This window comes from Chitinophagales bacterium, from assembly GCA_041392475.1.
In the GTDB taxonomy this organism is placed as follows: domain Bacteria; phylum Bacteroidota; class Bacteroidia; order Chitinophagales; family UBA2359; genus JAUHXA01.
Genome location: JAWKLZ010000001.1, coordinates 14290 through 37354 on the forward strand (window position 1 = coordinate 14290; position 23065 = coordinate 37354).

19 protein-coding genes are annotated in these 23065 nt (G+C 39.1%); 4 read left to right on the forward strand and 15 right to left on the reverse strand.

From position 1 onward, the window contains the following. Nucleotides 1–41 precede the first annotated feature (41 nt). The 6 genes from R3E32_00065 to R3E32_00090 all read right to left on the reverse strand — a co-directional run bounded on the left by R3E32_00065 (nucleotide 42) and on the right by R3E32_00090 (nucleotide 8241). Entirely contained in the window at nucleotides 42–1154 is a 1113-nt protein-coding gene (locus R3E32_00065; protein ID MEZ4883094.1) for a glycosyltransferase family 4 protein, read from the reverse strand. A gap of 1 nt (nucleotide 1155) precedes the next feature. Continuing rightward, nucleotides 1156–1512, reverse strand: coding sequence for a DUF2304 domain-containing protein (locus R3E32_00070; protein ID MEZ4883095.1), 357 nt, complete (start codon nucleotides 1510–1512; stop codon nucleotides 1156–1158). A gap of 12 nt (nucleotides 1513–1524) precedes the next feature. Then, the gene (locus tag R3E32_00075) at nucleotides 1525–2214 is read right to left on the reverse strand and encodes a glycosyltransferase family 2 protein (protein ID MEZ4883096.1); all 690 of its coding nucleotides are present in this window, start codon (nucleotides 2212–2214) and stop codon (nucleotides 1525–1527) included. A 20-nt stretch (nucleotides 2215–2234) separates the two neighbouring features. Further along, nucleotides 2235–4817, reverse strand: a complete 2583-nt coding sequence (locus R3E32_00080) for an alkaline phosphatase family protein (protein ID MEZ4883097.1) — start codon at nucleotides 4815–4817, stop codon at nucleotides 2235–2237. A gap of 155 nt (nucleotides 4818–4972) precedes the next feature. Beyond that, the gene (locus R3E32_00085; GenBank protein ID MEZ4883098.1) at nucleotides 4973–6592 is read right to left on the reverse strand and encodes a T9SS type A sorting domain-containing protein; all 1620 of its coding nucleotides are present in this window, start codon (nucleotides 6590–6592) and stop codon (nucleotides 4973–4975) included. An 11-nt stretch (nucleotides 6593–6603) separates the two neighbouring features. Beyond that, the gene (locus R3E32_00090; protein MEZ4883099.1) at nucleotides 6604–8241 is read right to left on the reverse strand and encodes a T9SS type A sorting domain-containing protein; all 1638 of its coding nucleotides are present in this window, start codon (nucleotides 8239–8241) and stop codon (nucleotides 6604–6606) included. Nucleotides 8242–8659: 418 nt separating this feature from the next. On the opposite strand from R3E32_00090, the gene R3E32_00095 reads away from it, so the two are divergent. Then, entirely contained in the window at nucleotides 8660–10072 is a 1413-nt protein-coding gene (locus tag R3E32_00095; protein ID MEZ4883100.1) for an MBL fold metallo-hydrolase, read from the forward strand. 123 nt (nucleotides 10073–10195) lie between these two features. On the opposite strand, the gene R3E32_00100 is transcribed toward R3E32_00095, so the two are convergent. From R3E32_00100 to R3E32_00115, 4 genes are read right to left on the reverse strand one after another with little or no spacing between them, the layout of a single operon-like run. Next, on the reverse strand, nucleotides 10196–11941 hold the full coding sequence (locus R3E32_00100) for a S8 family serine peptidase (protein ID MEZ4883101.1): 1746 nt from the start codon (nucleotides 11939–11941) through the stop codon (nucleotides 10196–10198). A 13-nt stretch (nucleotides 11942–11954) separates the two neighbouring features. Further along, the gene (locus R3E32_00105) at nucleotides 11955–12701 is read right to left on the reverse strand and encodes a hypothetical protein (protein MEZ4883102.1); all 747 of its coding nucleotides are present in this window, start codon (nucleotides 12699–12701) and stop codon (nucleotides 11955–11957) included. Between the two features lie 5 nt (nucleotides 12702–12706). After that, entirely contained in the window at nucleotides 12707–14041 is a 1335-nt protein-coding gene (locus tag R3E32_00110) for an AAA family ATPase (protein MEZ4883103.1), read from the reverse strand. Nucleotides 14042–14070: 29 nt separating this feature from the next. Continuing rightward, nucleotides 14071–14865 carry a hypothetical protein gene (locus R3E32_00115; protein ID MEZ4883104.1) on the reverse strand — a complete coding sequence of 265 codons (795 nt, stop codon included), beginning with the start codon at nucleotides 14863–14865 and terminating at the stop codon, nucleotides 14071–14073. 106 nt (nucleotides 14866–14971) lie between these two features. Here R3E32_00115 and R3E32_00120 point away from each other — a divergent pair, with 106 nt between their 5' ends. Then, nucleotides 14972–15412: a UPF0158 family protein gene (locus R3E32_00120; GenBank protein ID MEZ4883105.1), complete on the forward strand. Its 441-nt coding sequence runs from the start codon at nucleotides 14972–14974 to the stop codon at nucleotides 15410–15412. On the opposite strand, the gene R3E32_00125 is transcribed toward R3E32_00120, so the two are convergent. From R3E32_00125 to R3E32_00135, 3 genes are all read right to left on the reverse strand, one after another. Beyond that, a complete protein-coding gene (locus tag R3E32_00125; protein ID MEZ4883106.1) occupies nucleotides 15409–16134 on the reverse strand; it encodes a (Fe-S)-binding protein in 726 nt (241 codons plus the stop codon). The two genes, R3E32_00120 and R3E32_00125, sit on opposite strands and share 4 nt — an antisense overlap. Nucleotides 16135–16192: 58 nt before the next feature. Further along, the gene (locus R3E32_00130; GenBank protein ID MEZ4883107.1) at nucleotides 16193–16858 is read right to left on the reverse strand and encodes a WbqC family protein; all 666 of its coding nucleotides are present in this window, start codon (nucleotides 16856–16858) and stop codon (nucleotides 16193–16195) included. A 125-nt stretch (nucleotides 16859–16983) separates the two neighbouring features. Further along, nucleotides 16984–18012, reverse strand: coding sequence for a hypothetical protein (locus R3E32_00135; GenBank protein ID MEZ4883108.1), 1029 nt, complete (start codon nucleotides 18010–18012; stop codon nucleotides 16984–16986). Nucleotides 18013–18140: 128 nt separating this feature from the next. On the opposite strand from R3E32_00135, the gene R3E32_00140 reads away from it, so the two are divergent. Continuing rightward, on the forward strand, nucleotides 18141–20300 hold the full coding sequence (locus tag R3E32_00140) for an HDIG domain-containing protein (GenBank protein ID MEZ4883109.1): 2160 nt from the start codon (nucleotides 18141–18143) through the stop codon (nucleotides 20298–20300). Here the strand turns inward: R3E32_00140 and R3E32_00145 are convergent. Beyond that, nucleotides 20245–20679, reverse strand: a complete 435-nt coding sequence (locus R3E32_00145) for a hypothetical protein (protein MEZ4883110.1) — start codon at nucleotides 20677–20679, stop codon at nucleotides 20245–20247. The genes R3E32_00140 and R3E32_00145 overlap by 56 nt on opposite strands. Nucleotides 20680–20899: 220 nt before the next feature. Between R3E32_00145 and R3E32_00150 the strand changes: the two genes are divergently transcribed. Further along, nucleotides 20900–21481 carry a DUF6565 domain-containing protein gene (locus tag R3E32_00150; GenBank protein ID MEZ4883111.1) on the forward strand — a complete coding sequence of 194 codons (582 nt, stop codon included), beginning with the start codon at nucleotides 20900–20902 and terminating at the stop codon, nucleotides 21479–21481. Nucleotides 21482–21487: 6 nt separating this feature from the next. Here the strand turns inward: R3E32_00150 and R3E32_00155 are convergent, their stop codons facing one another. Beyond that, entirely contained in the window at nucleotides 21488–22909 is a 1422-nt protein-coding gene (locus tag R3E32_00155) for a hypothetical protein (GenBank protein MEZ4883112.1), read from the reverse strand. Nucleotides 22910–23065 lie beyond the last annotated feature (156 nt).

The window sequence follows — 23065 nt, forward strand, 5'->3', positions numbered from 1 at the left end:
TCATAAATGATTGAGAAAGGAAATATTGAAAAAACTTATGGTCAGAAAAATGTGTGGATAGAGTTGTTGAAACTGAGTTTGTAAAGATTCTGATAAGCCTCCACCGTTTCCTTCAATGGAAAATATCGAATCGGTTTGTGTTGCCAATTTTCATGATATGCTTCCTCCAAAGCTGCTACCAAAGCCGTTATCGTCATTTTCTCCATCACCACAAATTTGCCGCTAACCACTTCGGGCAATGCTCCTTGATGCGAAGAAACAATCGGTACTTCTAAGGCAACTGCTTCGGCCGCTGCAAAACAAAATCCTTCGCTATAAGACGAAATTACCACACAGGAAGACTGCAACAGTTCCTGATACAAATCTTCCTTCAATAAGTTGTGTTTGAAGTCAATATAATCTTCAAGTTCATATTCTTTTACCAGCCTCATGATTTTGTCAAAAAAAGCTTTGGGCTTTTTTGGGAGAATCAACTTCAAAGTCGTATTGGGAAAAAGTTTTCTGAATTCGGCTGCCGCAGGTATCAATAAGTCCAAGCCTTTTGAAATACCCAATCTGCCAAAGTAAGTGTAGGTAAAAGTTGCCGTTGAAGCTGTTGGCGAAAAATGGAAAGCATTATATTCCAAACCATTGTAAATGCGTACTATTTTATCGCTCGAAATGCCGTTTTGCTGCAATGCCTTTGCAGTAAAATCCGAAACGGCTATGTACCGATAAAAGGGAAGGTGAAGTAGCAGTTTTTCAAAAAAATAGTAACTGTATTTTTGAAGAAAAGAGGTGAAAGGCAGCCGCTTCCAAAGTTCTCCCCAAACTTCGTGAAAGGTCACAAACACAGGCTTTTGTCTGATTTTCCCTGCAATGATGGCAGGCAGCGCAGCATTGTAAGTAGTAGTATGTATTAGATGTGCATCTTGGGCGTGTTGAAGAATTTTTGGCAGGCTAAACAAAGTGAACGCATAGCGATTCCAGCAGTTCAACCGAATGATATGCACCCCTTTGTGGACTTCTTCTTTGGATAATTCTTTTTCAAATCGTGTTGTCACTACCACCACTTTGTAGCCGTTTTTTGCCAAAGCAGTAGTCAGTACATAAAAGAGTTTTTCAGCCCCTCCGATATAAGGATAAAAATGTTCGAGAACGAACAGGATTTTCATATCAATTTTGATTTTCGTTTATTTTTTGAGGATGCTCCAATGCTATTTTTCGAACCAACTCCGTCAAGGTTTCATCTTGTTTTTTCACCATCTTAAACAGTTGAAGTTGAAAGTAAAATAGCACTCCTATCGCAAAAAATAGAATAGCATTGATGTTGTCTTTGATACCGAAAACCTTGGCTATTAATTCCGAGAAAAAATCAGGAAATAAAGCCACTGCCATTACTCCTGCCCAAAGGACAACGATTAAAATAGCTTCGTAAATCCCCGATTTTCTATTGCTATATTCTTTTATCTGCTTCAATATGAACAGTAAAGAAAAGATTGGAATGATGATTTGAAAGTAGCGAATTTCCATGATAAATGATGATTAATTAAAAACAATCCGCCAGAGTATATTGGCAGCAGTCTTGAAACCTACAAATAAATTTTGTCCTTTACTCATAGAGTATTCGTTATAAATTACCTGTATAGGAGTTTCTGCAATTTGAAGCCCGTTTTTTTCTGCCTCAATGAGCATTTCACTGCAATAACCAAAGCCTCTATTTTTAAGTTGTAAGTTTTCAATTGCCTTTCTATTCAACAACCTAAAGCCCGATTGCGTATCGCTGTACTTTTTACTGCAAAAAAGGTTGGTGAAGATATTTGCTAAAGAATTATAAACAATTCGCTGATTTGGAATTGCATTCGATTGTAAGGCAAAACGATTGCCTATCACAATATCCGCCATCGTGTTTTCCATCGCAAAGCACAACTTTTCAATATCTTCTACCAAATGCTGCCCATCGCTGTCCATCATAATGATAAATGGGAAGTGATGTTTATTGGCATATGCAATTCCTGTCTGCGCTGCTGCACCAGCACCTCGATTGATGCAATGCGACAAAACGATAGCACCCGAATGAAGCGCATTCAATAACGTATCATCTGAACTGCCATCATTTACCACACATACATTTGGATAACCAACATTTCTTATTCCTTGTATCACACTTCTAATAACAGAAGCCTCATTGAAGGCAGGCAGCAATACTAATATTTTGGATTTTTCAATAGCCATGATTTTTGACTTCTAAGTCCTTATTCTTCAATTTTTTCCCGATACAAACTTTTATCCACCACACTCGCCATAGCCCTCACATCCAATTCACCACCCAAAAATTCATTCACTTTTTTAGCCACTTCCATTGGATTCGCAATCGCCTCTGTATAAGGAATAAAACAAACTTCTACGTTGGGCATTTGCTGTTGCCAATTGCCAACACGGGTCAATGCCTGTTGGAATGCACGTTTCATACGATTTGGGCGGCGAGGGGGCATTTTTTTGTCGCTTTTTTCTGCCAGACGGTCGAGCATGTGTTGCTGAGATTGAACCACTTCATCCAAATCACGCTCCATAAAAATCACCTTATAGCGGTAGCGAAGCGGCAATTGAAATAACAACTGAGCAATGATTTTGACCACCTGATTTTCTTCAATATCCTTCAAAAACTTTTTGTCCGACGACAAGCCCTTCACCGCATCATGTTCGTAATAGCCTTTGGGGTTGCTTTCATCCGCCTCCCGTTTTTTGTCGGTAAAAGGCGCAATTCCTCCTTTGTCCAACATTTGCATCATCATTGAAGTACCCGAACGAGGCAAACCCGATACCACTACAATTTCTTTCAGTGTTCGAGCCACTAATTCTTCACTAACTACCGCCGCTTTTTCAGGCTGATCGAGTTGATGTTCATAAGTCACCGCCAATTTTTGACGCGCCTTACTGATGTTTTCGTTCATACTCAAACTCACCTCATAAGCATGTGCAGCCCCTTCAAAATCACCGAGTTGATACAGTGCTTCGCCTAAATTGTAGTGCGCCAATGGGAAATAATAAATCAACGCAATCGCCTCAACCAAACTTTGTGCAGCTTCCTCATACAAACCCCGCCTCAAATAGCTCAAACCCAAGCCATAATGCGCTCGATGGCTTTGAGGGTCAATGTTTAAAGCTTTCAAAAAAGCACGTTCAGCATCAATGTACCGATTCAGCTTCAAATAGGCCTGTCCCAAAAGTAGGTGAATATTCGGGTTGTCTGGAGCTTTCACCTCAGCCTTCAATAGTTGCTCCAAAGCCAAATCTGCATTGTTTTGCAGCAAATGCAAATTCCCTTCCATCAAATGCAAACCTGCACCTTCTTGCGGTATATGCCCCTTCAATACTTGCAGGGTTTGTTGGGCATCATCAATCCGATTGAGGTATTCATAACAACGCATCAAACGAAAACCATAGCGGGTTTGATCAGGTCGCTCATTGAAGAGCCGCTCCAAAATCGACAAAGCTTCCTCATACATTTGTCCATTCATATAGCTTCGAGCCAACCAAAAATGGTTTTCATCCACCGTTTTTTTGATGGCTTTTTCGGCATTCTCATCGGGTTTGTCAATATAGCCCAACTCCACCAATTGCTCCAATGCTTCTGCATCCATATAGGGGTCGTGCAAAACATCCTTGTCGTGCATACCACATTCTCCTTCAATGTTTTCCCAGCTATCTACTGATTTTAACTCTGGAGGTTTGATAAAAGCATCCGACAGCACCTTTCCGTCCATATCTTCTCCTACTGGCAAATCCAACATCGCCAAAACCGTAGGAGTAATATCCAACAAACTCGCCCCATAAATGCGCTCATCTTTTTTAATGTTCGGGCCTTTGATGACCACAATCCCATAGGGGCTATGCTCCAAAGCAGGCCCAGCAGGTTCTTTAGGAATCGCTTTTGGGCGCAAATGATCGGGATGGAAACCGTGATCTGAAATCAGCATAATCGTGGTATCTTCTCCTGCTAATTCCATCAATCTGCCCAACATCATATCGTGGTAGCGATAACCTGCGGTGATAACATAATGGTAATCATCGTACAAATCTTGTGGGATGTGGTCTTGTTTTGGAGGATGAAATTTCATGAATCCATGCCCAAAGTGGTCAATGGCATCGTAGTAAACGCCCAAAAAATCCCACTCTTCGTATTCCATAATGTAGGTTGCAGCCGAGTGAATCGTAGAACAGTCTGCAATAATTTTTGCCACCGAATGAATGCGTTTTTGGGTGCGTTTGTCATCCTGCTTCATGTTGGGAGCATTCGGCAAAAATGGTAGCAAATGATTGGCAGTCAATTCTTGGGGATGTACTCTCATTTTGGCGAACAGGTCAGATTTGCTAGCAGGATGCACAGTTCCTTGCATCATGGGCCATTCTGTCAGTTGTTCGTTTTCTTTGGGGTAATGGGCTTTTTGGTAAAAATTTGAAACCATCGTCCCATTGATGGGTTCGGCAGGGTGGGAGGGCCACCAACCGATTACATGGGTTTTGTAGTTTTCTTGTGTGAGCATGTTCCAAATTGCCTTGCACTTTCGGGAAGTGTTCAAGACGGGGCGAATCCCTTTTCCATCGGGTCGAGGCTCCGAAAATCCCCAAATACCATGTTTGTAGGGACGCTTACCCGTACCGATTGAAGTCCACAACATGGGAGAAAGAGGTGGGTCGAGGGTCGCTAAATTCCCCATAACTCCTTCATTTACCAGTTTTTCTAAATTTGGCATCAAACCTGCATCCATCATGGGATTGATGGCTTTCCAATCTGCTGCATCCCAACCGATGAGTAATATTTTCTTTTTTTGCATGAGCCTCCACTTGTCATTTTATTTGGCTCAATATAAGGATGATTTTTATTTTTTATAAAGCAAATAATTAACAAAATAATATTGGCGATGATATAGAATAGAAATTAGTGACATCCAAACTCATAGAGTATTTTCGAGAGGACACAACACACACACTATTGAACTATCAATTTACCGTTTTCAATATTGCCTCTTTCCCATTGCAGCCGATAAAAGTAAATGCCCGATTGAAGTGAAAAAAGTTCTATTTCATTTCGCTGTGTTTCCTTCAATGCCACACTTTTCACTAATTTTCCCAAGCTGTCAAATAGCTGCAATGTGCCGCTTTGAAGGACTTGTTTTGGATTTTGCTCCAAAGTCAAAAGCGTATTTGTTGTGGCGGGATTGGGGAATAATTGAATTGTGGAGGATTGGAGATTTGTAGTGGGTTTTTCTTCAATGTTGGTAATCAGACCTTCATCGAATAAAGCTTGCACATAATCGGCTGCTTGTCGGATGGGTGCAAAACTGGGGCAGGGGTATTCTACACCTTCACGTACCCATAAAACTGCGAAGTGGAGTTCTTTTTGTTGGTTGGGTTGGATGGTGAAAGGACCAATGCCCATCAACATTCTTATGTTTTGAGCAGGGTAATCTAGAGAACACATAGACCAACCATTTTCATCCTTTGGGTCGGAGGGAAACATGTGTAAGAAGGTTTCGCCATTGTATGTCATAGGGCTTCCATATTTTAGTAAACCCCATAAACCGTTGTAACCTTGTTCTTCATATTCAGGAAAGCCCCAAATATTTGGGTCTCCTCCTCGGTGCCAGCAAGTATATAAATCGGCATGAGTTCCGTCATTTTTTTGTGGCCCTTGAAGCAGTTTTATACCTGTCATGGGTATGTCCTCTTTGTATTCGCCATCAAAATCATCCCCATTGTAAACAATTGCCATGTTTCGCAAAGTATCGCAGCCCATGTAGTCATCATCGTACTGTCCTAAATCTGGAACAATAGACATTCCAATCATCATAGAATCCATTCGCAAATTGGACTTGTTGGAGAAGGTGTATTTATAGAAAGTATGGTTTTGTAGCGCAGGAACACTATTGTAGGCATAAGCCATAGCATGGATTTCCAACTGAATGGTTTTATCTAAATAAGGAGAACCATACCCACCTTTGTCGTTGAAAACCCACCAAAGAGCCTGATCTCCTAAGATTTCGGGATAATCACCGTCCATTGGATTGTAGTTGTCGTCGCCGTTTAAGTCTATGAAAGGAGCTAATTCTCGGTTGGGTGAAAAAGAAATATGAGGGTTGTTTTTGGCAGGCCACTCTAAAATATCTTTGGGAATCTGGGTAAACAAGCCCAATCTAAAGGAATCCAAAGCAGATTTATTGATTTTCCAAATTCTATCGTAGTATTTACATATTTCGGGATAGGTATCTCCGATGTCGTCTAAAGGTCCTGGGAAATATCGCTCTCCTAAGCTCCATTGCCCTGCAAAGTTTTGGAAGACAATTCTTTTCCGCCCCATTTCATCGACTGCTCCCAACCAAAAGTCGAAAGAAAACATGCTGTGTTTGCCGCTTCCTTTTGGGACTTCGTAATGCGGATGAGTGGTCAATGGGTCAAACCACATATTGCCACTTGCCCAATACCTTGCCCGCACATTGTTGATGTCTAAATCTGCAAAAGTGACTCCTTTTTCGCATTGGGGTAGTTGGGCATGAACATTGAAGTGGATGAAAAGTAGGACGAATAAGGTTTTGAAGTAGTTGTTTTGCATAGTTTTGTATTTTACTGAATCATTAATTTACCGTTTTCAACACCACCTTTTTCCCATTGCAGCCGATAAAAGTAAATGCCTGATTGAAGTGAAAAAAGCTCTATTTCATTTCGCTGTGTTTCCTTCAATGCCACACTTTTCACTAATTTTCCCAAGCTGTCAAATAGCTGCAATATGCCTTTTTGAAGGGCTTGATTGGAATTTTGATTCAAATACAAAACAGCATTTGAAGCGGCAGGGTTGGGGAATAAGTGAATTGTGGAGGATTGGAGATTTGTCGTTGGTTTTTCTTCAATGTTGGTAATCAGACCTTCATCGAATAAAGCTTGCACATAATCGGCTGCTTGTCGGATGGGGGCGAAACTGGGGCAGGGATATTCGATGCCTTCTCTCACCCACAAGACTGCAAAGTGGAAAGTGGTTTGTTCGAGGTTTTGAAGGGTGACAGGGCCTGTACTCATAAAAAGTCGTCTGTCAGATGGAGAATTTTCTTCTGAGCACTCTGACCAACCGTTTGCGTCTGTTGGCTCGGAAGGGTACATGTAGCGGGTGTGCGGAGGTAGCCCACCATTGAAGCCTTCTCCTCCATAGGTCATTTTCCATCCGTTTTTTGACAAACCTCTCAAACCATTAAAAGCATCATTGTTGGACTCGGGGAAACCCCAAACATGAAAAGCGGGCTCTCTATTCCAAAAGGTGTACATATTGGAGTACGTATCGTCTTCTTTGGGAAGTCCTTGTAACAATTTTACTCCTAAAATAGGTGGATTTTCGCCATAATCACCATCTATTTCATCACCATTGTAAAAGATACCCAAGTTTCGGAGGGTATCGCAGCCCACATAGTCATCATCGAATTGTCCCAAACAAGCATCGAAGGACATGCCAACCATCACCGAATCCAACCTCAATTGTGATTTGTTGGTGAGGGTATATTGGTAAAAAGTATGGTTTTGAAGCTCGGGAATGGTGTTGTACGCATAAGCCATACAGTGCCCATCTATTTGTACGGTTTTATTGGCAGTGGGTGAACCAAATCCACCTTTGTCGTTGAATACCCACCACAAGGCTTGATCACCCAGTATCTTGGGAATGTCTCCATCCATTGGGTTGTAATTGTCGTCACCATTCGCATCTACAAAAGGGGCTAAGTCTTGCTCGGGCGAAAAACTTATGTGTGGATTGTTTCGAGCGGGCCATTCCAAAATGTCTTTGGGAACTTCGCTAAGTAAGCCCAAACGGAAAGAGTCTAGGGTAGATTTATTGATTTTCCAGACCCTATCATATTCGTTACAGATTTCGGGAAAGGTGTCGCCCATATCGTTTAGTGGTCCAGGGAAATAGGCATTTTTGGCTCGTCCTGCATAATATTGAAATGCGGTTCTTTTTCGCCCCATTTCGTCTATAGCACCTACCCAAAGGTCAAACACGAAAAATGGATGAATGCCGCTTCCTTTCGGTACTTCGTAGTGGTTTTTGAAAGTCTGTATGTCAAACCACATATCACCACTTGCCCAATACCTTGCCCGCACATTGTTGATGTCTAAATCTGCAAAAGTGACTCCTTTTTCGCATTGGGGGAGTTGGGCGTGACCATTGAAGTGGAAGAAAAGTAGGAAGAATAGGATTTTGAAGTAAGCAGGTTTCATATTTTTTGTTTTGATTGGCATATCATATTATACGCATCAAAATTGCAGAAAATGCATTACTTTACCAAATACATTTTTTTGTGTTTATCGGTGCAATCATTGAAGAAGTTTTGGTTTTTGGATTGAAACAGGACCGTATTTGAAGGGTTGATTGTCATGTTGTTGGAATGTATTTTTGGGGAGCGTGTAAAGAATTGATGATAAAAGTCAAAAATTAGATTGATGATTATCATTTTTCGTTAGGCAAATATGGGTGAACTTTACAATCGTAAAAAGAAATCAAACACTAAAAACAGATTCCAATATGTGTACTTCAAGATGCCCCTAAATCAGCTTCAAAAATTTGACGCTTTTTTTTGTTTCAAAACATGAATATATGTTCATGTATTAATTTAATAATCTACAAATATTTATAAAAATGAAAATCGAACAAATTTATACTGGTTGTTTGGCAGAAGCCGCTTATTATATCGAATCCAATGGCGAAGCCGTAATCATTGATCCTTTGAGAGAAGTACAGCCTTATATAGACCGAGCTACTAAAGATGGTGCTACTATCAAATACATCTTTGAAACTCATTTTCATGCAGATTTTGTGTCTGGACACAAGGACTTAGCTGCAAAAACAGGTGCAAAAATCGTGTTTGGGCCAACGACAATGGAAACGGGCTTTGAGAAAGTAGTGGCAAAAGACGGCCAAGTTTTTGAGGTAGGAGGTGTTACCTTCAAGGTATTGCACACGCCAGGGCATACGATGGAGAGCAGTTGTTATTTATTAAGTAATGAAGAAGGAAAAGAGGTTGGCTTGTTTACGGGTGATACTTTGTTTATTGGAGATGTAGGCCGCCCTGATTTGGCACAAAAAGTAATCGCAGAACTGACACAAGAGAAGTTGGCAAACCATCTTTTTGATTCTTTGCGAAACCAAATCATGCCGCTTTCTGATGACCTTATTGTGTATCCAGCGCATGGTGCGGGAAGTGCTTGTGGCAAAAAAATGAGTAAGGAAACCACAGATACTCTTGGAAATCAAAAGAAAACGAATTATGCACTGCAACCTGAATTGACTCGGGAAGAATTTGTGAAACAAGTTTTGACAGGTTTGACTCCACCTCCAGGCTATTTCCCACAAAATGTTTTGATGAACATCACGGGTTATGACAGCATTGACGAAGTATTGGAAAGAGGGGTGAAGGCGCTCAGCCCGAATATATTTGAGACTGTTGCAAATGAGACAGATGCGGTAATCATAGACACCCGTTCTAAGGATGATTTCCGTAAAGGATTTATTCCCAATTCTATTTTCATTGGTCTTGATGGAAGTTTCGCATCGTGGGTCGGTACATTGATTCCAGATATCAAACAAAGCATTCTTTTTGTAGCGGATGAAGGCAGGGAAGAAGAAGTAGTCACCCGTTTGGCTCGTGTAGGGTATGACAATGCGCTTGGTTATTTGGCAGGTGGTTTTGAATCTTGGGAGAATGCAGGTAACGAAGTAGATACGATTGATTCTGTGGATGTGGAGACCTTGGCTTCAATGAAAAATCCCAATATTTTGGATGTGCGTAGATCAAGTGAATACAATAGTGAACACATTGTCAATGCTTTGAATACGCCACTTGACTACATCAATGACAGCATGGCGATGATTGACAAAAACAAGGATTTCTATGTGCATTGTGTTTCTGGATATCGGTCATTGGCGTTTATTTCCATTTTGAAGGCGAGAGGCTTTGATAATTTGACTGACATCATGGGCGGTTTCAATGCAATCAAAGGTAAGACAGAATTTGAAATAACGGATTATGTTTGTCCGACTACGGAGTTGTAGGAAGGATTCAAAGTAGGTTGTTCTTGGCATAAAAACGAATCGGAGGTATCTGTTTACAGAAGCCTCCGATTTTTTTTTTTGAAGTTGAAACTGAGTTTTTATTTCGAACTCAGTCATTGAATTTTAATCCGAAGTTTTCACCGCCTGCAATGCAATCCGTTCAAAAGCATTCGCAATTCGCACCACATAAATCCCTTTTGGGGCAGATTGCCAGGCCGAAAAGTCAAATTTGTAGGGTTGTTCAGAAAGCACATCTGTGTGGTATTCTTCATACAGTCGTCCTGTGAGGTCGAACAGCTGAAGGGTAATGGACTCAGAGCGGGGTGCATAATAATACACCCTTGCCGTATCATCGAAAGGATTGGGATACACAAAAGCCGTTGCTGGTGCAGGCATATTTGAAGGGGCAAGTTCAGAGAGGCGAAGATGAGCAGATTGAAAATCAGGAATACCATAACCCATTTCCTGAGAAGGTATTTCATATTGACTCGCACTTTTTTCAAGGGCTGCAATGATGGCTTGTGGGTTTTGGCGAGGATGAGCCTGCAAAAGGCAAGTCACCAAACCTGCCATAATCGGTGAAGAAAAAGAAGTACCATTGGCATTCTGAATAGTTCCATCCACTGTCACTGTTTCAGCTGATTGTCCTTGAGCCATTAGGTTGGGTTTGACCTTATTATTGCTGTCAATCTCCAAACCAATAGAGCTAAAAGAAGCATATTTCTCGTCTTTGTTCACTGCCCCTACGGTCAATACGCTATCGGCATCAGCAGGAGTTGTGAGGTATTGCCATTGTTTGTTACCCTTATTTCCTGCGCTTACCACTACCAACATTCCCTTACTGGCAGCGATGTCTGCCCCTCTTGTAATCACAGCAGTATTGCCGTTCAAATCTTCGGCACTGTAGTCCATGCTCGAATCGTCAAAAGTAGTATATCCCAGCGAGGTATTGATGACATCCACACCTGCACTATCTGCCATTTCAGCCGCTGCCACCCAATTGTATTCTTCAATGCGGGATTCGGATTTGTTGTCTTCGGTTCGGAACAGCCAAAAGCTAGCATCAGGAGCCGTACCAACGAATTGACCGGGCAATTTTGCTGCAATCGTAGAAAGTACGTGTGTGCCGTGTGTGCTATCGTGGTAGGGATTTTGATCTATGTCCACAAAGTCGTAAGTACCTACAATTTTGTGATTTTCATACAAATGTTGAAATACTTCCATTTTTTCCACATTCGAGAAACCTGCATCTATCACTGCAATGAGCATACCTTCGCCTGTAAAACCATGTGCATGAAGATAATCACCTTTTAGCATTTCGATTTGGTGAAAAGCAGCTCCATAATAAATACTTTCTTCTGGTTCGTCCTCATCTTCCACCTTCAACTGGACATCAGAAAACTTTGAAGTAATGGTCACATTCCTCCTTTTCTTTTTGTCCTTACCAATTGCAGTCACCTCTGTCACAAATGGCAGTTTTTTTAATTCTTCCAGTACATTGGGATTTTCTATAGAAACTACTGCACCGTTGAACCATTTTGAAGGATATAGAACTGTTGCACCTGATTGTCTAACAGATTGAAGATGATTAGGAGAAACAGGTAAATCAGCCTTCGTCAAAGGGATTCGGTAGCGCAATCGGCGGTCTATAGCTCTTTCAGATAAAAAATTTTCGGGATGAGAAAGCAAATAAGCGGTGTTGGCTTTATCTGCAAAACCTACCCAATATTTGTTATAAGAGGTTTGGGCATAAGCTGAACCCATGCTACAAAATAGCAGTAAAGCAGTAAGCCAATAAAAATGATAGCCTTTGGTTGGGCGTATGTTGTCGTATTGTTGAAGGGAAAAATTGCAGGTCGTTTTTTTCATGCAAAAAATTGATTTATTGCTTGTAATCTGTAAGCGTAATAACAGTTAAATAGCCAGTTTCTGCTCTTTGAGGCCAGTCATCAGAGGAGTTTGTGTCATTGCGTTTCAGAATCCATTCTTCTTTTTTAATTAAACCCACATTCTTTGCATAAGTTTCGATGGCAAAGGTTTTGTTTACCAAATCTTCTCTGTCAATTTGACTTACTGTAAGCGTTTCCGCAAAACTCAAACCATTCAAAGAAGCATTGCCTGCGACTTCAATATATTCGTAGTTCCAATCACGGTAGTCCCGCAATCGTGGATCGTCTGTATTGATAAAAGTATTGCCATCCCATATTCGTCCTTCAAAAACGGGAAAAATAAGTTTCATAAACCGCAAATCTCCTTCTACACGTTCTACTTGATCGTCAGTACGTACTGCATACCAAATAGTAGGTGTAACGTCTTTCCATGCTATACTTTGGTTGGGGCGAACATAGCGTTCGATGGTAATCGCCTCTCTGCCTTCATTGTCAAAAAATACCTGCCCGAAAACCTCTCTCATTTGCATACTTACTGTATCTTTTCCGTTGGTTCTCAGTGGGCTGTAAAGCACCGAGTCCACTTTGTATTCGAGCCAGAAACCTTGCTCAGTCGGAAAATACTCCAAGCCTTTGGCCAAATCGAATGTTTCGATTTTATCCTCGCAAGAACTAACAAAAATCAAACAAAAGATTGATAGTAGAGATATGGACAAAAAAGAATAAGAGAATTTTTTCATTATTTCTATTTGATTTTCAAATATTTTAATATATCATCGTACAAACCACTGTCATTGGCATACAGTGCATAGTTTTTGGCTGTCTGAAACCATTCCTTTGTAGAAGGTCGCAACTGCTTGCTGGCTGCTAACAGATCTTTTTGCGACAAGGGAATGGGTTTTCCTGCTCGCATAGACTCCCGTAGTTTTCCTTCAATGGCAATGTCTATCAATGACTTGAGGTCTGCACCCGAAAAATCATTGGTGTGTTTTGCAATTTTTGCAGTATCAACTGATTCAGTTGGTTTGTCTTTCAGCAAAATATCCAAGATGCTTTTTCGAGCAGCTTCATCGGGCGGTGCTACAAAAATGAAACGGTCAAAACGTCCTGGGCGACGAAACGCCACATCCAAATTCCACGGCGTATTGGTCGCACCCAATACCAAAACTCCTTCATTGTCACCGTCAATGCCATCCATTTCCGACAAAAACTGATTGATGGTACTACGACCACCACTTCTTTTCATATCCGTTCGGCTTGCACCCAGCGCATCTACTTCATCAAAAAATAACACGCAAGGAGCTTGATTACGTGCGAGTTCGAATATTTGATGCAGATTTTTTTCGCTGTTACCCATCCACATATCCAAAATATCGTTGATTCCAACAGACAAAAAACTGGCATTTACTTCGCCTGCCGTAGCTCTTGCCAAATGCGTTTTACCACATCCTGGAGGACCATACATCAGTATGCCTCCTCCAATTTTTTTGCCATATGCTTTGTAGAGGTCAGGAAACTTGAGAGGAGAAATGATTTTCAATTCAATTTCTTCTTTCACTTTCTCCATACCTCCTACGTCCTCAAACGTAATTTTTGGCTTTTCTATTTCACCTATTTCTTCTTCATCTGGTAAATCTACCGACACTTTTCCTTCATCATTGCCATAAGAAGTTGTCTTTGCCTTCAACTTGCTTTCAAAGTGCAAGTCTTTCAGGTCTTTATCAAGTATTACGGCTTTTTCGTATTCTTCAATGGCAGCTGTCCGATCGCCACTTTCATAGAGTAAATGGGCGTGTAAAAGAAAAACAGTAGGATGGGGCGTATTGTCTTGAAGCAATTCTTCTACAATCACAAAAGCTGCTGAATTTTTGCCTAATTTATAAAAAGATTGTGCCAGCCCAATCTTGGCTATTTTATTTTGAGGTCTGATTTCCAAAACTTTGCGGTACTGTTCCTCTGCTTCTGCAAAACGGTTCAGGTCAAACAAATTACCTGCAATGTGCATTCGCAAAGGGACATTGTCGGGAGAAAATTGCAGCGCATCTAACAAATTTTGAAGAGCTTCTTCTTTTGGAGACATATTTTATAAAATGTTTTAAGTTTTGATTATCAATTTCTTTGATTTAAAGCCTTCAACAAAAGCTTCAAATCGGCCAATTCTTCTTTTATCAAATAATTTTCTTTGAACAACCAACCGACCGCACCTACCAATACAATCAAAATAAACACAACAATCAGGGAAGTACCTCCTCCAGAACTGGGTTTTGTAGGAGTAACTTCATCGTTGTTTGCTGTTGTTACTGCTTCTGTTGACGTTTCGGAGGCTGTATTCGTTGTTTTGGGAGTCGTTACTTTGATGGGTTTGCTTACGCCAAAAGTATGTTTACTGATTTCGGTAAGCGCATTGTTGGCAATGTCGTTGATTTCGCCTTCAAGTTGTAATACCTTTTGATCCAGACGCACACACACACGATTGCTGATTTGTTGATGTTTTTGGCAAGTTGCTCTAAATTGTTGAACAGCATAAGTACTAACCTCCTCTAATGCGTTGGCGAAGTGACTATATTCACTCGGGTTCTCTACTTTTCCTTTGTAGGCATTTATTTCTGCTGAAAGTTTCAAAAACATGGTTTTGTAGCCACGCACTTGATTTTCTTTTACTTTGTTTACCTCTTTTTCAATCGAGTCATAATTACAATCTTTGATATTTCGAGCTGCAAGAGGGCGATCATAGCCAATGAGCAATAATTTAATGGTGGAACAGTTAATGTCTTCAATGGCTTTGTTGTAGATTTCTATTTGTACTTGTGCATGTAGGAGAGGAGTTGCAAGACTTATAAAAACAATGCATACTGTATAAAATAGTTTTTTTACCAGATGTTTAATGGCAATATTATTATTCATGTTTATTGACCTTATTTTTAGAAGCGAAAATACAATTATTACATTGTAGTGAAAAACCAAAACGATGTTTATTTTTGGGGCGAATTTAATAAATGAATAAAATCAAATGGAACAAGAACTTGAAATCTTGACTGCTCAAGGGCAGTTATTGTTTAGTATTGAAGTAGCTCTTGCTTTGAGGAGTAACAACGTAAAGCACTTTTTGGATTTGGAAAAACGAATCGTTATCAGTTTTTCTGAATCGGATGAATTGGTAGATGATTATTGGGATGAAATCGAAGCACATCCCGAACAATATCTTCAAATTGAGCCAATTGGAATGAAGGACCTATTGCAAGCAAAACAAGATTTTGTGAAAATGGTCAATGATGCCACATTGCAAGCGGCATTGATTCAGTCCTTGGAGAGTGACCGTTTAGAAGTTGCGTTTAGGCAGGCCTTGCATCCTTATCCCGAAGTATTGAAGAATTGGTACTTTTTTGAAGATGTGTTTTATCTGCAAAAAGCCAAAGACTGGCTTTTGGAGAATGGAGTAATGGAACCTTAATCGCTTGCTAATATATCTGCAATGTGTAAGGTCTTTAATGGAATATTGTGTTTTTTGAGATAGCCATCGAGGTGCATTAAACAGGATAAATCGGTGGAAATGAGGTAGTCCACATTTTGGGTAGAAGCCAAGATGTTTTCTGTTTTTTTTTCTGCCATTGCAGTAGAAATGGCTTCAAATTTGACTGCAAATGTACCGCCAAAACCACAGCAAGTTTCACATTCATGGGATTCCTGTAATTGTAATCCTTTCACATTGGCCAACAGTTTGCGGGGAGCATCCTTGATGCCACATTCTCGCAGTGCTCCACAAGAATCGTGGTAAGTAGCTGTACCATTGAAGGTTGCACCTAAATCTTCTACTTGTAGAACATTTACCAAAAATTCTGTTAACTCATATATTTTTGGGCTTAGATTGGCAGATTCTTTTTGAAGTGTAGGCTGATTTTCAAAGAGTTTGACGTAGTGATTTCGGATAAAGCCAACACAAGAACCTGAAGGACAAACAATGATAGGGGCATTTTCAAAGTCTTTTACAAATTTGGAGGCTACCTTCGTGGCTTCTTGCCAAAATCCTGCATTGAAGGCGGGCTGAGCACAGCAGGTTTGATTGGGATTGTAATCAATCTCACAGCCTACTTGTTGCAATATTTTCACCATGTTGCGTGCAGTATCTGGAAAAAACTGGTCGACAAAGCAAGGGATGAATAAGGAAACTTTCATGGTATGAAAATTAATGTTTGAAAATCAAAACAATACAGCTGCGTTTGAAGATTTATTTTCACTGAATTTTGATGCTATTCTTCAAAATCTCTAAGCTATTTGGACCTTCTGAAAAGAGCAAATCCAAAACACTGAGGTTGGGCAAGAAACCTGTTTTCGTTTCAAATACTTGATGGTAAACAGGAGTCTCAAAAAGGGGATCTTGTTTTTCTTTTGAAGGATTTGGTTGTATAAATGACCTAAAATCAATGACTTTTGAACTGTCATAGATTTTATGAAACTCCTCTGTAAAAGTAATCTCAATGAGGTTTTGAGCGTGTAGAGCTGTTAGAATGAAGTTGTTGAGGTGTTGGTTAAAATCCATCAAATACACCATTTTTTGGGTATAAATTGGCAGTAAATCATCCTCGTAATACTCAAAATAAGGAGAAGAACGATAGGCTGATTTTAAGCTATTCCAGTGGTGTTTTTGCCATTCCTCATCATAGCTAATTTTCATATCTTTCATGGTTTGCCGTTGACTTCTGCCTCTTTTCAACGGGATACTCAAGCGAAGTTGACCATCGGGCATGGCGATATGGCAACGATTTCGATACGTTGCTTTTTGAAAATGTTCGCATTGTTCTATTAGCACTTTGCCGTGGTGCAATAGTCGAGCATAATAGTGGATATTGCCCACATATTGGGATTCGATGAGTAAGGTGGTTTTATTTTCCGTTGTCATACAGGCAAAGTTAGGAATAAATTAAAAGCAAGGTGAAAAAAAGTTTTTGCTTTTTTTACATTGTCAATCATTGAAAAAGGGCAAATTTCTTTTGAAACTTGCCCTTTCTAACTTTATATCAGACACTAATTTCTCTTCTTTTTCTTGGCTTTTTTCTTTTTCGATTTTTTCTTTTTGTTACTTTTTTTAGTGTTCGAATCGAACAAAGGTTTAGGCACAGGAGCTGTTTGCAGCACTGCATGGTATACTTTTGGTACATATTTCCACATTCCGTCCACAAACTCCAACCCCTCATAAGTGCCATCAGGAATATAATCAAAATAATATCCTTTGGATTTTTCATCTTTCGGCTCTAAGTGATCGAAAATGATTTTTCCCTGTGAAACATCAAAGTTTAAGTTCACTATCGCCTTGTCTTGAAATTCCATAAGAAAACGGTGTTTTACGACAAGAGGTTCATCTTCTCTCACTACTTCAATAATAGGTGCACCAAAAACTGCTTTTCCTTCTTCAAATTGCAATACTTCGAGTACCTTTATATCACTGCGTTCATTGTTGCCATCCCAACCAAAGAGCATATAATACTTTTTGTTGTTGTGTGTCACCTGCTTGATGTTGTAATACAATGCACCAAACCAGTTGGCTGCATCTAAAACTTTGTCTTCTGCTTGCCCCGCATTGGCAGACTTATCCTCTAAAGGAATCAACTTGAGTTCCCCCGAATTCATTTGAATCGCTCCAAAGTATCGGTAAGTACTGCTGGCAAGCAAGGGAATAGTCCAAGTAAAAATTCGGAAGGAATTGTCTGCGGGTTTGAGGATAGACACACTTTTTAGAGAATCAAAGGGATATTCATAGGAGTTGGGCGTTTTGAGCGCATTGACCAAAGTAGGGATAAATTTATAGCAATACGTTAATCGAACAGAGTCATTGTAATTAACCAGTGAACGTAGGGCAATCGGATCATGTGCGTCGGCTACTTGTTGTGCCTTGACAGAATCATAAGGTGCATTCACCATTTTGGAGAAAATCTCAATCAATTCATGTTCTTGTTGTTTTAATGTTTTTAAATTCTCGGGACTAATTTTTTCTCCGACTTGGGCGAAGACAAAAATAGGTAAACACAATAATGAGAAAATCACTACTTTTTTCATACTTAAATTTATTTTTGAAAACAATTTATTTAGCTAAGTACGTTTTTTAGAAACAATATAGTATGTCACTAAAGACTTTTTAAAACAATTTTTGTTTAAGTTTCACGTAAATCTAAAAATACAGTATAGTGAAAAATGTCGCTTCTTTCATCATAAACAAGCATTTAATCATCGGGAAATATGTGATTGTCTTGATGGCAATCATTGGAATATCTATGTTGTTTCCCCGCAATTATTTCAGTTATGACTTTGCCATCAATAAACCTTGGAAATATGACAATTTATATTCGCCTTTTTCCTTCACTATCAATAAATTAGAAGATAGTATTGAAGCAGAGAAAAAACGGGTTCTGAGCAATTTGCATCCTTATTATAACTTTGAAGAAAATATTGCAGAGGTTTCTACACAGCAATTTGTCAAGGCATTAAATAGATATATGTTGTTGTCAAAAGAGGACTCCTTGTTAAAAAAAGTTAATAATGATTCTACTAAATATGTGAAAATTGCTAAAAAGATTTTTGAAGACGTATATCGAAAAGGAATATTGAAGCTCGAAGAAAGCTACAAAGAACCAATTGACAGTACGGGTATCCTCAATGTATTGGCAGGTAATTATGCCAATATTACGACTACAAGCGATTTTTATTCACAGCCAGATGCTTGTAGATACATTCAAAATGAAATCAAAGAACTGAAAGATCCAAACTTGGAGTTCCTACCCCAATTGATGTGCAACAGTTTGCAGCCGAATATCGTTTTTGATGAGCAAACAACGGATAATATTATTAAAGATAGATATAGTGAAATATCTGATACAGAAGGTTATGTTGAGCAAGGCGAAGTCATTGTGGCGAAAGGCGCAAAGGTGACCGCAGATGCACCATACAAGACCTATCAAAAATTACAGACCTTACAGGCAGCTTACAATGCACAAAGTATTGATGAAAAAAAGCAATCTTTTATTGGAAGACATGCGATGGATTTGGGATATTTTATCATTACTGCAATTGTCATTTTCATTTTTGTGATGTTTATGCAAAGTTTTGAGAAAAGTGCATATAGTAGTCTTTATGAATTGACATTCATTTTGGTATCTATTATGTTATTTCTTTATTTTGTGAAAATATCCATTGACCTGCAATCAGGTTCATTGGCTGTGCTCAATCTGTATTTCCTACCCTATTGTATCATTCCGATTATCATCAAGACCTTTTTTGGCAATCGGATGGCATTGTATGTGCATATTGTCATTGTGTTGTTGAGTGGATTCTTGGTGCCTCTAGGCTTTGAGTACATGTTTTTGCATTTTGTGGCAGGCTTAGTAGCTATTTTATACAATGTACAGACCTACTATTGGTCACATTTTTTCATTTCTACTGCACTGATTTTTGCTACCTATTCGCTTGGTTTTCTGGGAATTTCACTAATACAGGAAGGCTCTTTTGACAGTATCCCATGGAATATTTTTGGATGGCTGGTCATCAATGCTTTTTTGACTTTACTGGCCTTTCCTTTGATTCCCATTTTTGAAAAAATATTTGGCTTCTTGTCGGATATTACTTTGGTGGAATTGGGTGATTTGAACAAACCCTTACTCAAAGACCTTTCAAAAAAAGCCCCAGGAACATTCTGGCATTCGTTACAAGTGTCAAACCTAGCAGAAGCAGCTGCAATGGAAATCAACGCCAATGCACTACTCGTAAAGGTGGGTGCGCTTTACCACGATATCGGAAAAATTCGTCGACCTATTTATTTTATTGAAAATCAAAAGTCTGCCATCAATCCACATGATAGTCTCACTTATTTGGAAAGTGCCGAAATCATCATAGATCACGTAGTACATGGTATCGTATTGGCAAAGAAAAACAATTTGCCCAATATCATCATTGACTTCATCCGTACGCATCACGGCACTACTCGCACCGAATATTTTTACCAAATGTGGATCAAAGAAAATCCCAAAAAAGAAGTGGATGAAAAGCAATTTCGTTATCCAGGACCTTTGCCCTACTCTCGTGAGACGGCCATTGTGATGATGGCGGATTCGATTGAAGCAGCTTCAAGAGGCTTAAAAAACCCAACGGAAGAAGATATTCACCGACTGGTAGAAAAAATAATCGACGGAAAAATTCAACAAAATCAATTCGTTAACTGTGACTTGAGTTTCAAAGACATTAATCAAATCAAAAAAGTCTTCAAAAAACAACTCAAAAGCCTTTACCACATCCGTATCAGCTATCCTGAAGAAGACAGAACCCCTGTTGTGAATAGGGTTGGGATTCAATAGAAACTGTCTTAGTATTGCGTTCTTCCAGAATTTGGAGGTGCTTACTACTATCTAACTTTGCTACAATGACCTTTTTGGGAGCAATTTGGATATAGCCATAATAAAAGATTATCTCATAAGAATCAGCATTGGTCGCCATTGAAGGATGGAAAGCTTGTCTATGACTCACTTTCAGAAGGTATTTTCCTGGTGCAATGCCCTCAGCAACAAATACATCGCCGTGTTGCTTCATTTTTTGACCACTTAGGCTGGCCTCTACTGCTTGATAGTGAGGAAGTGTTAAATAAAGTGTAGAAATATTGTAATTATCATTGGCATTGAGTGGAGTAAAAAAAAACATAAAACATAGTAATGCTAAAATGTGTGTGTATGTGTTCATTGTGTTAAGGTTTGTCTTTTCAAAGTAATAACGAATGATTAAGTCATGAGTTTATTAATTTTGGTTTTATATTGTATAGAAAAGGTCTGCAACTGTTAAAGTTACAAGCATTATGCCATTTTTTCGAATTTGAAGGGTGTAAAGGGAACTAATTTTTTATAAAAACAATTGTAAGAATCGAAGACCCAACTTTACTTTCACAAAATTATAAATATACAATATGAAATCGTTATTTGCCTTATTATTCAGTCTTTTACTCCTTCAATCATGTAGTCGTGCACCACAAACAAAAGAAGAATACCTCAACGAATACAGTCAATTTATAGAGCAGATGGAGAAAAAATCTGCGGATTTTGACGAAGACGATTGGAAAGAACAAGACGAAATCCAAGAACTCTATGCAAGAGAGTATTACGACCGATTCAGCGACGAATTGACGATTGGCGAAAAGCTTACCGTAACAGGTTATGGACTTACTTATAATGGTATCAAACAAAAAGACAATTTAAGGGCAATCGGAGATTTTATCGAAAATATCAGCAGCAAAGGTGAAAAAGCAATGGAAAAGTTCTTGGAGGATGCTGGAGATGATACCGAAAAGGTGGGTGATGTGTTCAATCGAGTAGGTGAAATCATGAGTGAAAAACTGGAAGACATTGCAGAAGAAGTCGAGGACGAATTGCAAGATTCGGAGGATGTCTTGGATCGTTTCACCAAAAAAGTGGAAAATGCAGTAGAAGATTTCGTAGAGGATATTGAAGAAGATGTGAAGGAATTGGATAAAAAGTTCAACAAAGATTAGACAAATTCATAGCAATTGCCGCACTTTCTCCAACAGCCATCCCTTTTCGGTCAAAAAGGTAGTTGCTTGAATATCTTCAAATATTTTTTGTAGTTTATCTGGTTGGTTTTCATAAGAAATAACCTTGCGGGTGTATTTAATGAGGTTGAGATAAGGTTTTCGGCGGCTTTTGAGGGATTTTTTGCGGTGAATAAATACCGAAAAACTATCTAAGAAAGCACTCAATGCGGGATATTCTCCCAATTCCAAATAGGTTTGCAGCAAAATGGTTTTGGCAGACAATTCCAAAAAAACTTCTTTGTAATCCACCCGATTGAGCAAAGGAATGACCTCTGCAAATTCCTTTTTCATAAAATACAAACGTGCCAAATTGTAGGTAAACAGACGTTCCCGTGCATCTTTTTTCACCCGTTCTTTGTATTGATGAATGAACTGTTCGACCCATTCATAATCGTGTAATTGCAGCCCAATTGTCACCGCATTTTTATAGACAAAAGGCGATAACCATCCATCTTCCAAAAACACGTCATTCTCAATTTCAAACTGGTAGAGGTCAAATAATCTTCTGAATGCCGTATCTATCTCACCGCCTGATTTGTTTGCTTGACGAATACAATAATTGTGTGCCATCACAAACATATCTTGCGTTTCACTTATGTCAAAATCCTTGAAATGCTTCATTAACAAATCTTTCAAGGTTTCAAAATGAACACTTTCGCCTTCTTCAATTAAGGTATTCAGGCCTTGGTGGAAAATACCAATTGCAGGAATATGGGTATAAGGATTTTCTTTTAGGTGTTGCTGTATTTCCTTCAATAGATTTAAATGGTATTCTTTGGGTGCAAAACGCTGATAATTGATGGCTTCATAGCTTATTTTTAGCTTGTGAATCAAATAAAATGCATCCAAACTGTCTGACAATTCTTGTAAAAAAGGCTCTGCATTTCGTTTGTGTTGGTCTTCAATTTGTTCCTTCAATGCAGTGTAAATCCGCCATTCATCAAAAAAATAATCAGCGTTTTTTGAAATGCGTTTTTGCTGCGATAGTTGTAAATCCTTGATACATCTGTCAAATAGCTTGGTCAGTGAGCGTTGCCGATAGACTTTTGCCAACTGCAACAGCCCATTTTCCTTTTCTTTTTTTTGTTCTTCATACCTAAGAAATTCTTCAATCAATGAGGTAAGACTGCTCATGAGTTGTCGCATACGAATACTGCGATAGGGTTCGTTTGGAAAGAGGTGTTGGAAAACAGTCTCCTTGGCAATTCGTTTTTGGGCAAATCGAGGTGCGGCTTCAAAGAGATAATCAAACAATTCGATTACCTTTTGCTGCTCATTGAAGTAAGGAGACCGCACAAATTTACTGCACAACCGCCACTCGTTTTTATGGAGCGTTTTAAGTATTTGAAGCAATTTGCTAGTTTGCATAATAGGATTTTTGGGTGAACAAAGTTAATAAACTTTTCACACTCCAAGCAACTAATAGTCAAATAAATATCGTCTTCTTCGTAAGTAACATTTGTGTTTAAATCATTTAACAATCACTAAAAAATGTTTTTGGCTAAGAAGCTAAAAAATTAGAAC

Bases quoted from the DNA above. Each gene is read 5' to 3' on its own strand.
- R3E32_00065 (MEZ4883094.1), bottom strand. From the start codon at position 1,154: ATGAAAATCCTGTTCGTTCTCGAACATTTTTATCCTTATATCGGAGGG.
- R3E32_00070 (MEZ4883095.1), bottom strand. From the start codon at position 1,512: ATGGAAATTCGCTACTTTCAAATCATCATTCCAATCTTTTCTTTACTG.
- R3E32_00075 (MEZ4883096.1), bottom strand. From the start codon at position 2,214: ATGGCTATTGAAAAATCCAAAATATTAGTATTGCTGCCTGCCTTCAAT.
- R3E32_00080 (MEZ4883097.1), bottom strand. From the start codon at position 4,817: ATGCAAAAAAAGAAAATATTACTCATCGGTTGGGATGCAGCAGATTGG.
- R3E32_00085 (MEZ4883098.1), bottom strand. From the start codon at position 6,592: ATGCAAAACAACTACTTCAAAACCTTATTCGTCCTACTTTTCATCCAC.
- R3E32_00090 (MEZ4883099.1), bottom strand. From the start codon at position 8,241: ATGAAACCTGCTTACTTCAAAATCCTATTCTTCCTACTTTTCTTCCAC.
- R3E32_00095 (MEZ4883100.1), top strand. From the start codon at position 8,660: ATGAAAATCGAACAAATTTATACTGGTTGTTTGGCAGAAGCCGCTTAT.
- R3E32_00100 (MEZ4883101.1), bottom strand. From the start codon at position 11,941: ATGAAAAAAACGACCTGCAATTTTTCCCTTCAACAATACGACAACATA.
- R3E32_00105 (MEZ4883102.1), bottom strand. From the start codon at position 12,701: ATGAAAAAATTCTCTTATTCTTTTTTGTCCATATCTCTACTATCAATC.
- R3E32_00110 (MEZ4883103.1), bottom strand. From the start codon at position 14,041: ATGTCTCCAAAAGAAGAAGCTCTTCAAAATTTGTTAGATGCGCTGCAA.
- R3E32_00115 (MEZ4883104.1), bottom strand. From the start codon at position 14,865: ATGAATAATAATATTGCCATTAAACATCTGGTAAAAAAACTATTTTAT.
- R3E32_00120 (MEZ4883105.1), top strand. From the start codon at position 14,972: ATGGAACAAGAACTTGAAATCTTGACTGCTCAAGGGCAGTTATTGTTT.
- R3E32_00125 (MEZ4883106.1), bottom strand. From the start codon at position 16,134: ATGAAAGTTTCCTTATTCATCCCTTGCTTTGTCGACCAGTTTTTTCCA.
- R3E32_00130 (MEZ4883107.1), bottom strand. From the start codon at position 16,858: ATGACAACGGAAAATAAAACCACCTTACTCATCGAATCCCAATATGTG.
- R3E32_00135 (MEZ4883108.1), bottom strand. From the start codon at position 18,012: ATGAAAAAAGTAGTGATTTTCTCATTATTGTGTTTACCTATTTTTGTC.
- R3E32_00145 (MEZ4883110.1), bottom strand. From the start codon at position 20,679: ATGAACACATACACACACATTTTAGCATTACTATGTTTTATGTTTTTT.
- R3E32_00150 (MEZ4883111.1), top strand. From the start codon at position 20,900: ATGAAATCGTTATTTGCCTTATTATTCAGTCTTTTACTCCTTCAATCA.
- R3E32_00155 (MEZ4883112.1), bottom strand. From the start codon at position 22,909: ATGCAAACTAGCAAATTGCTTCAAATACTTAAAACGCTCCATAAAAAC.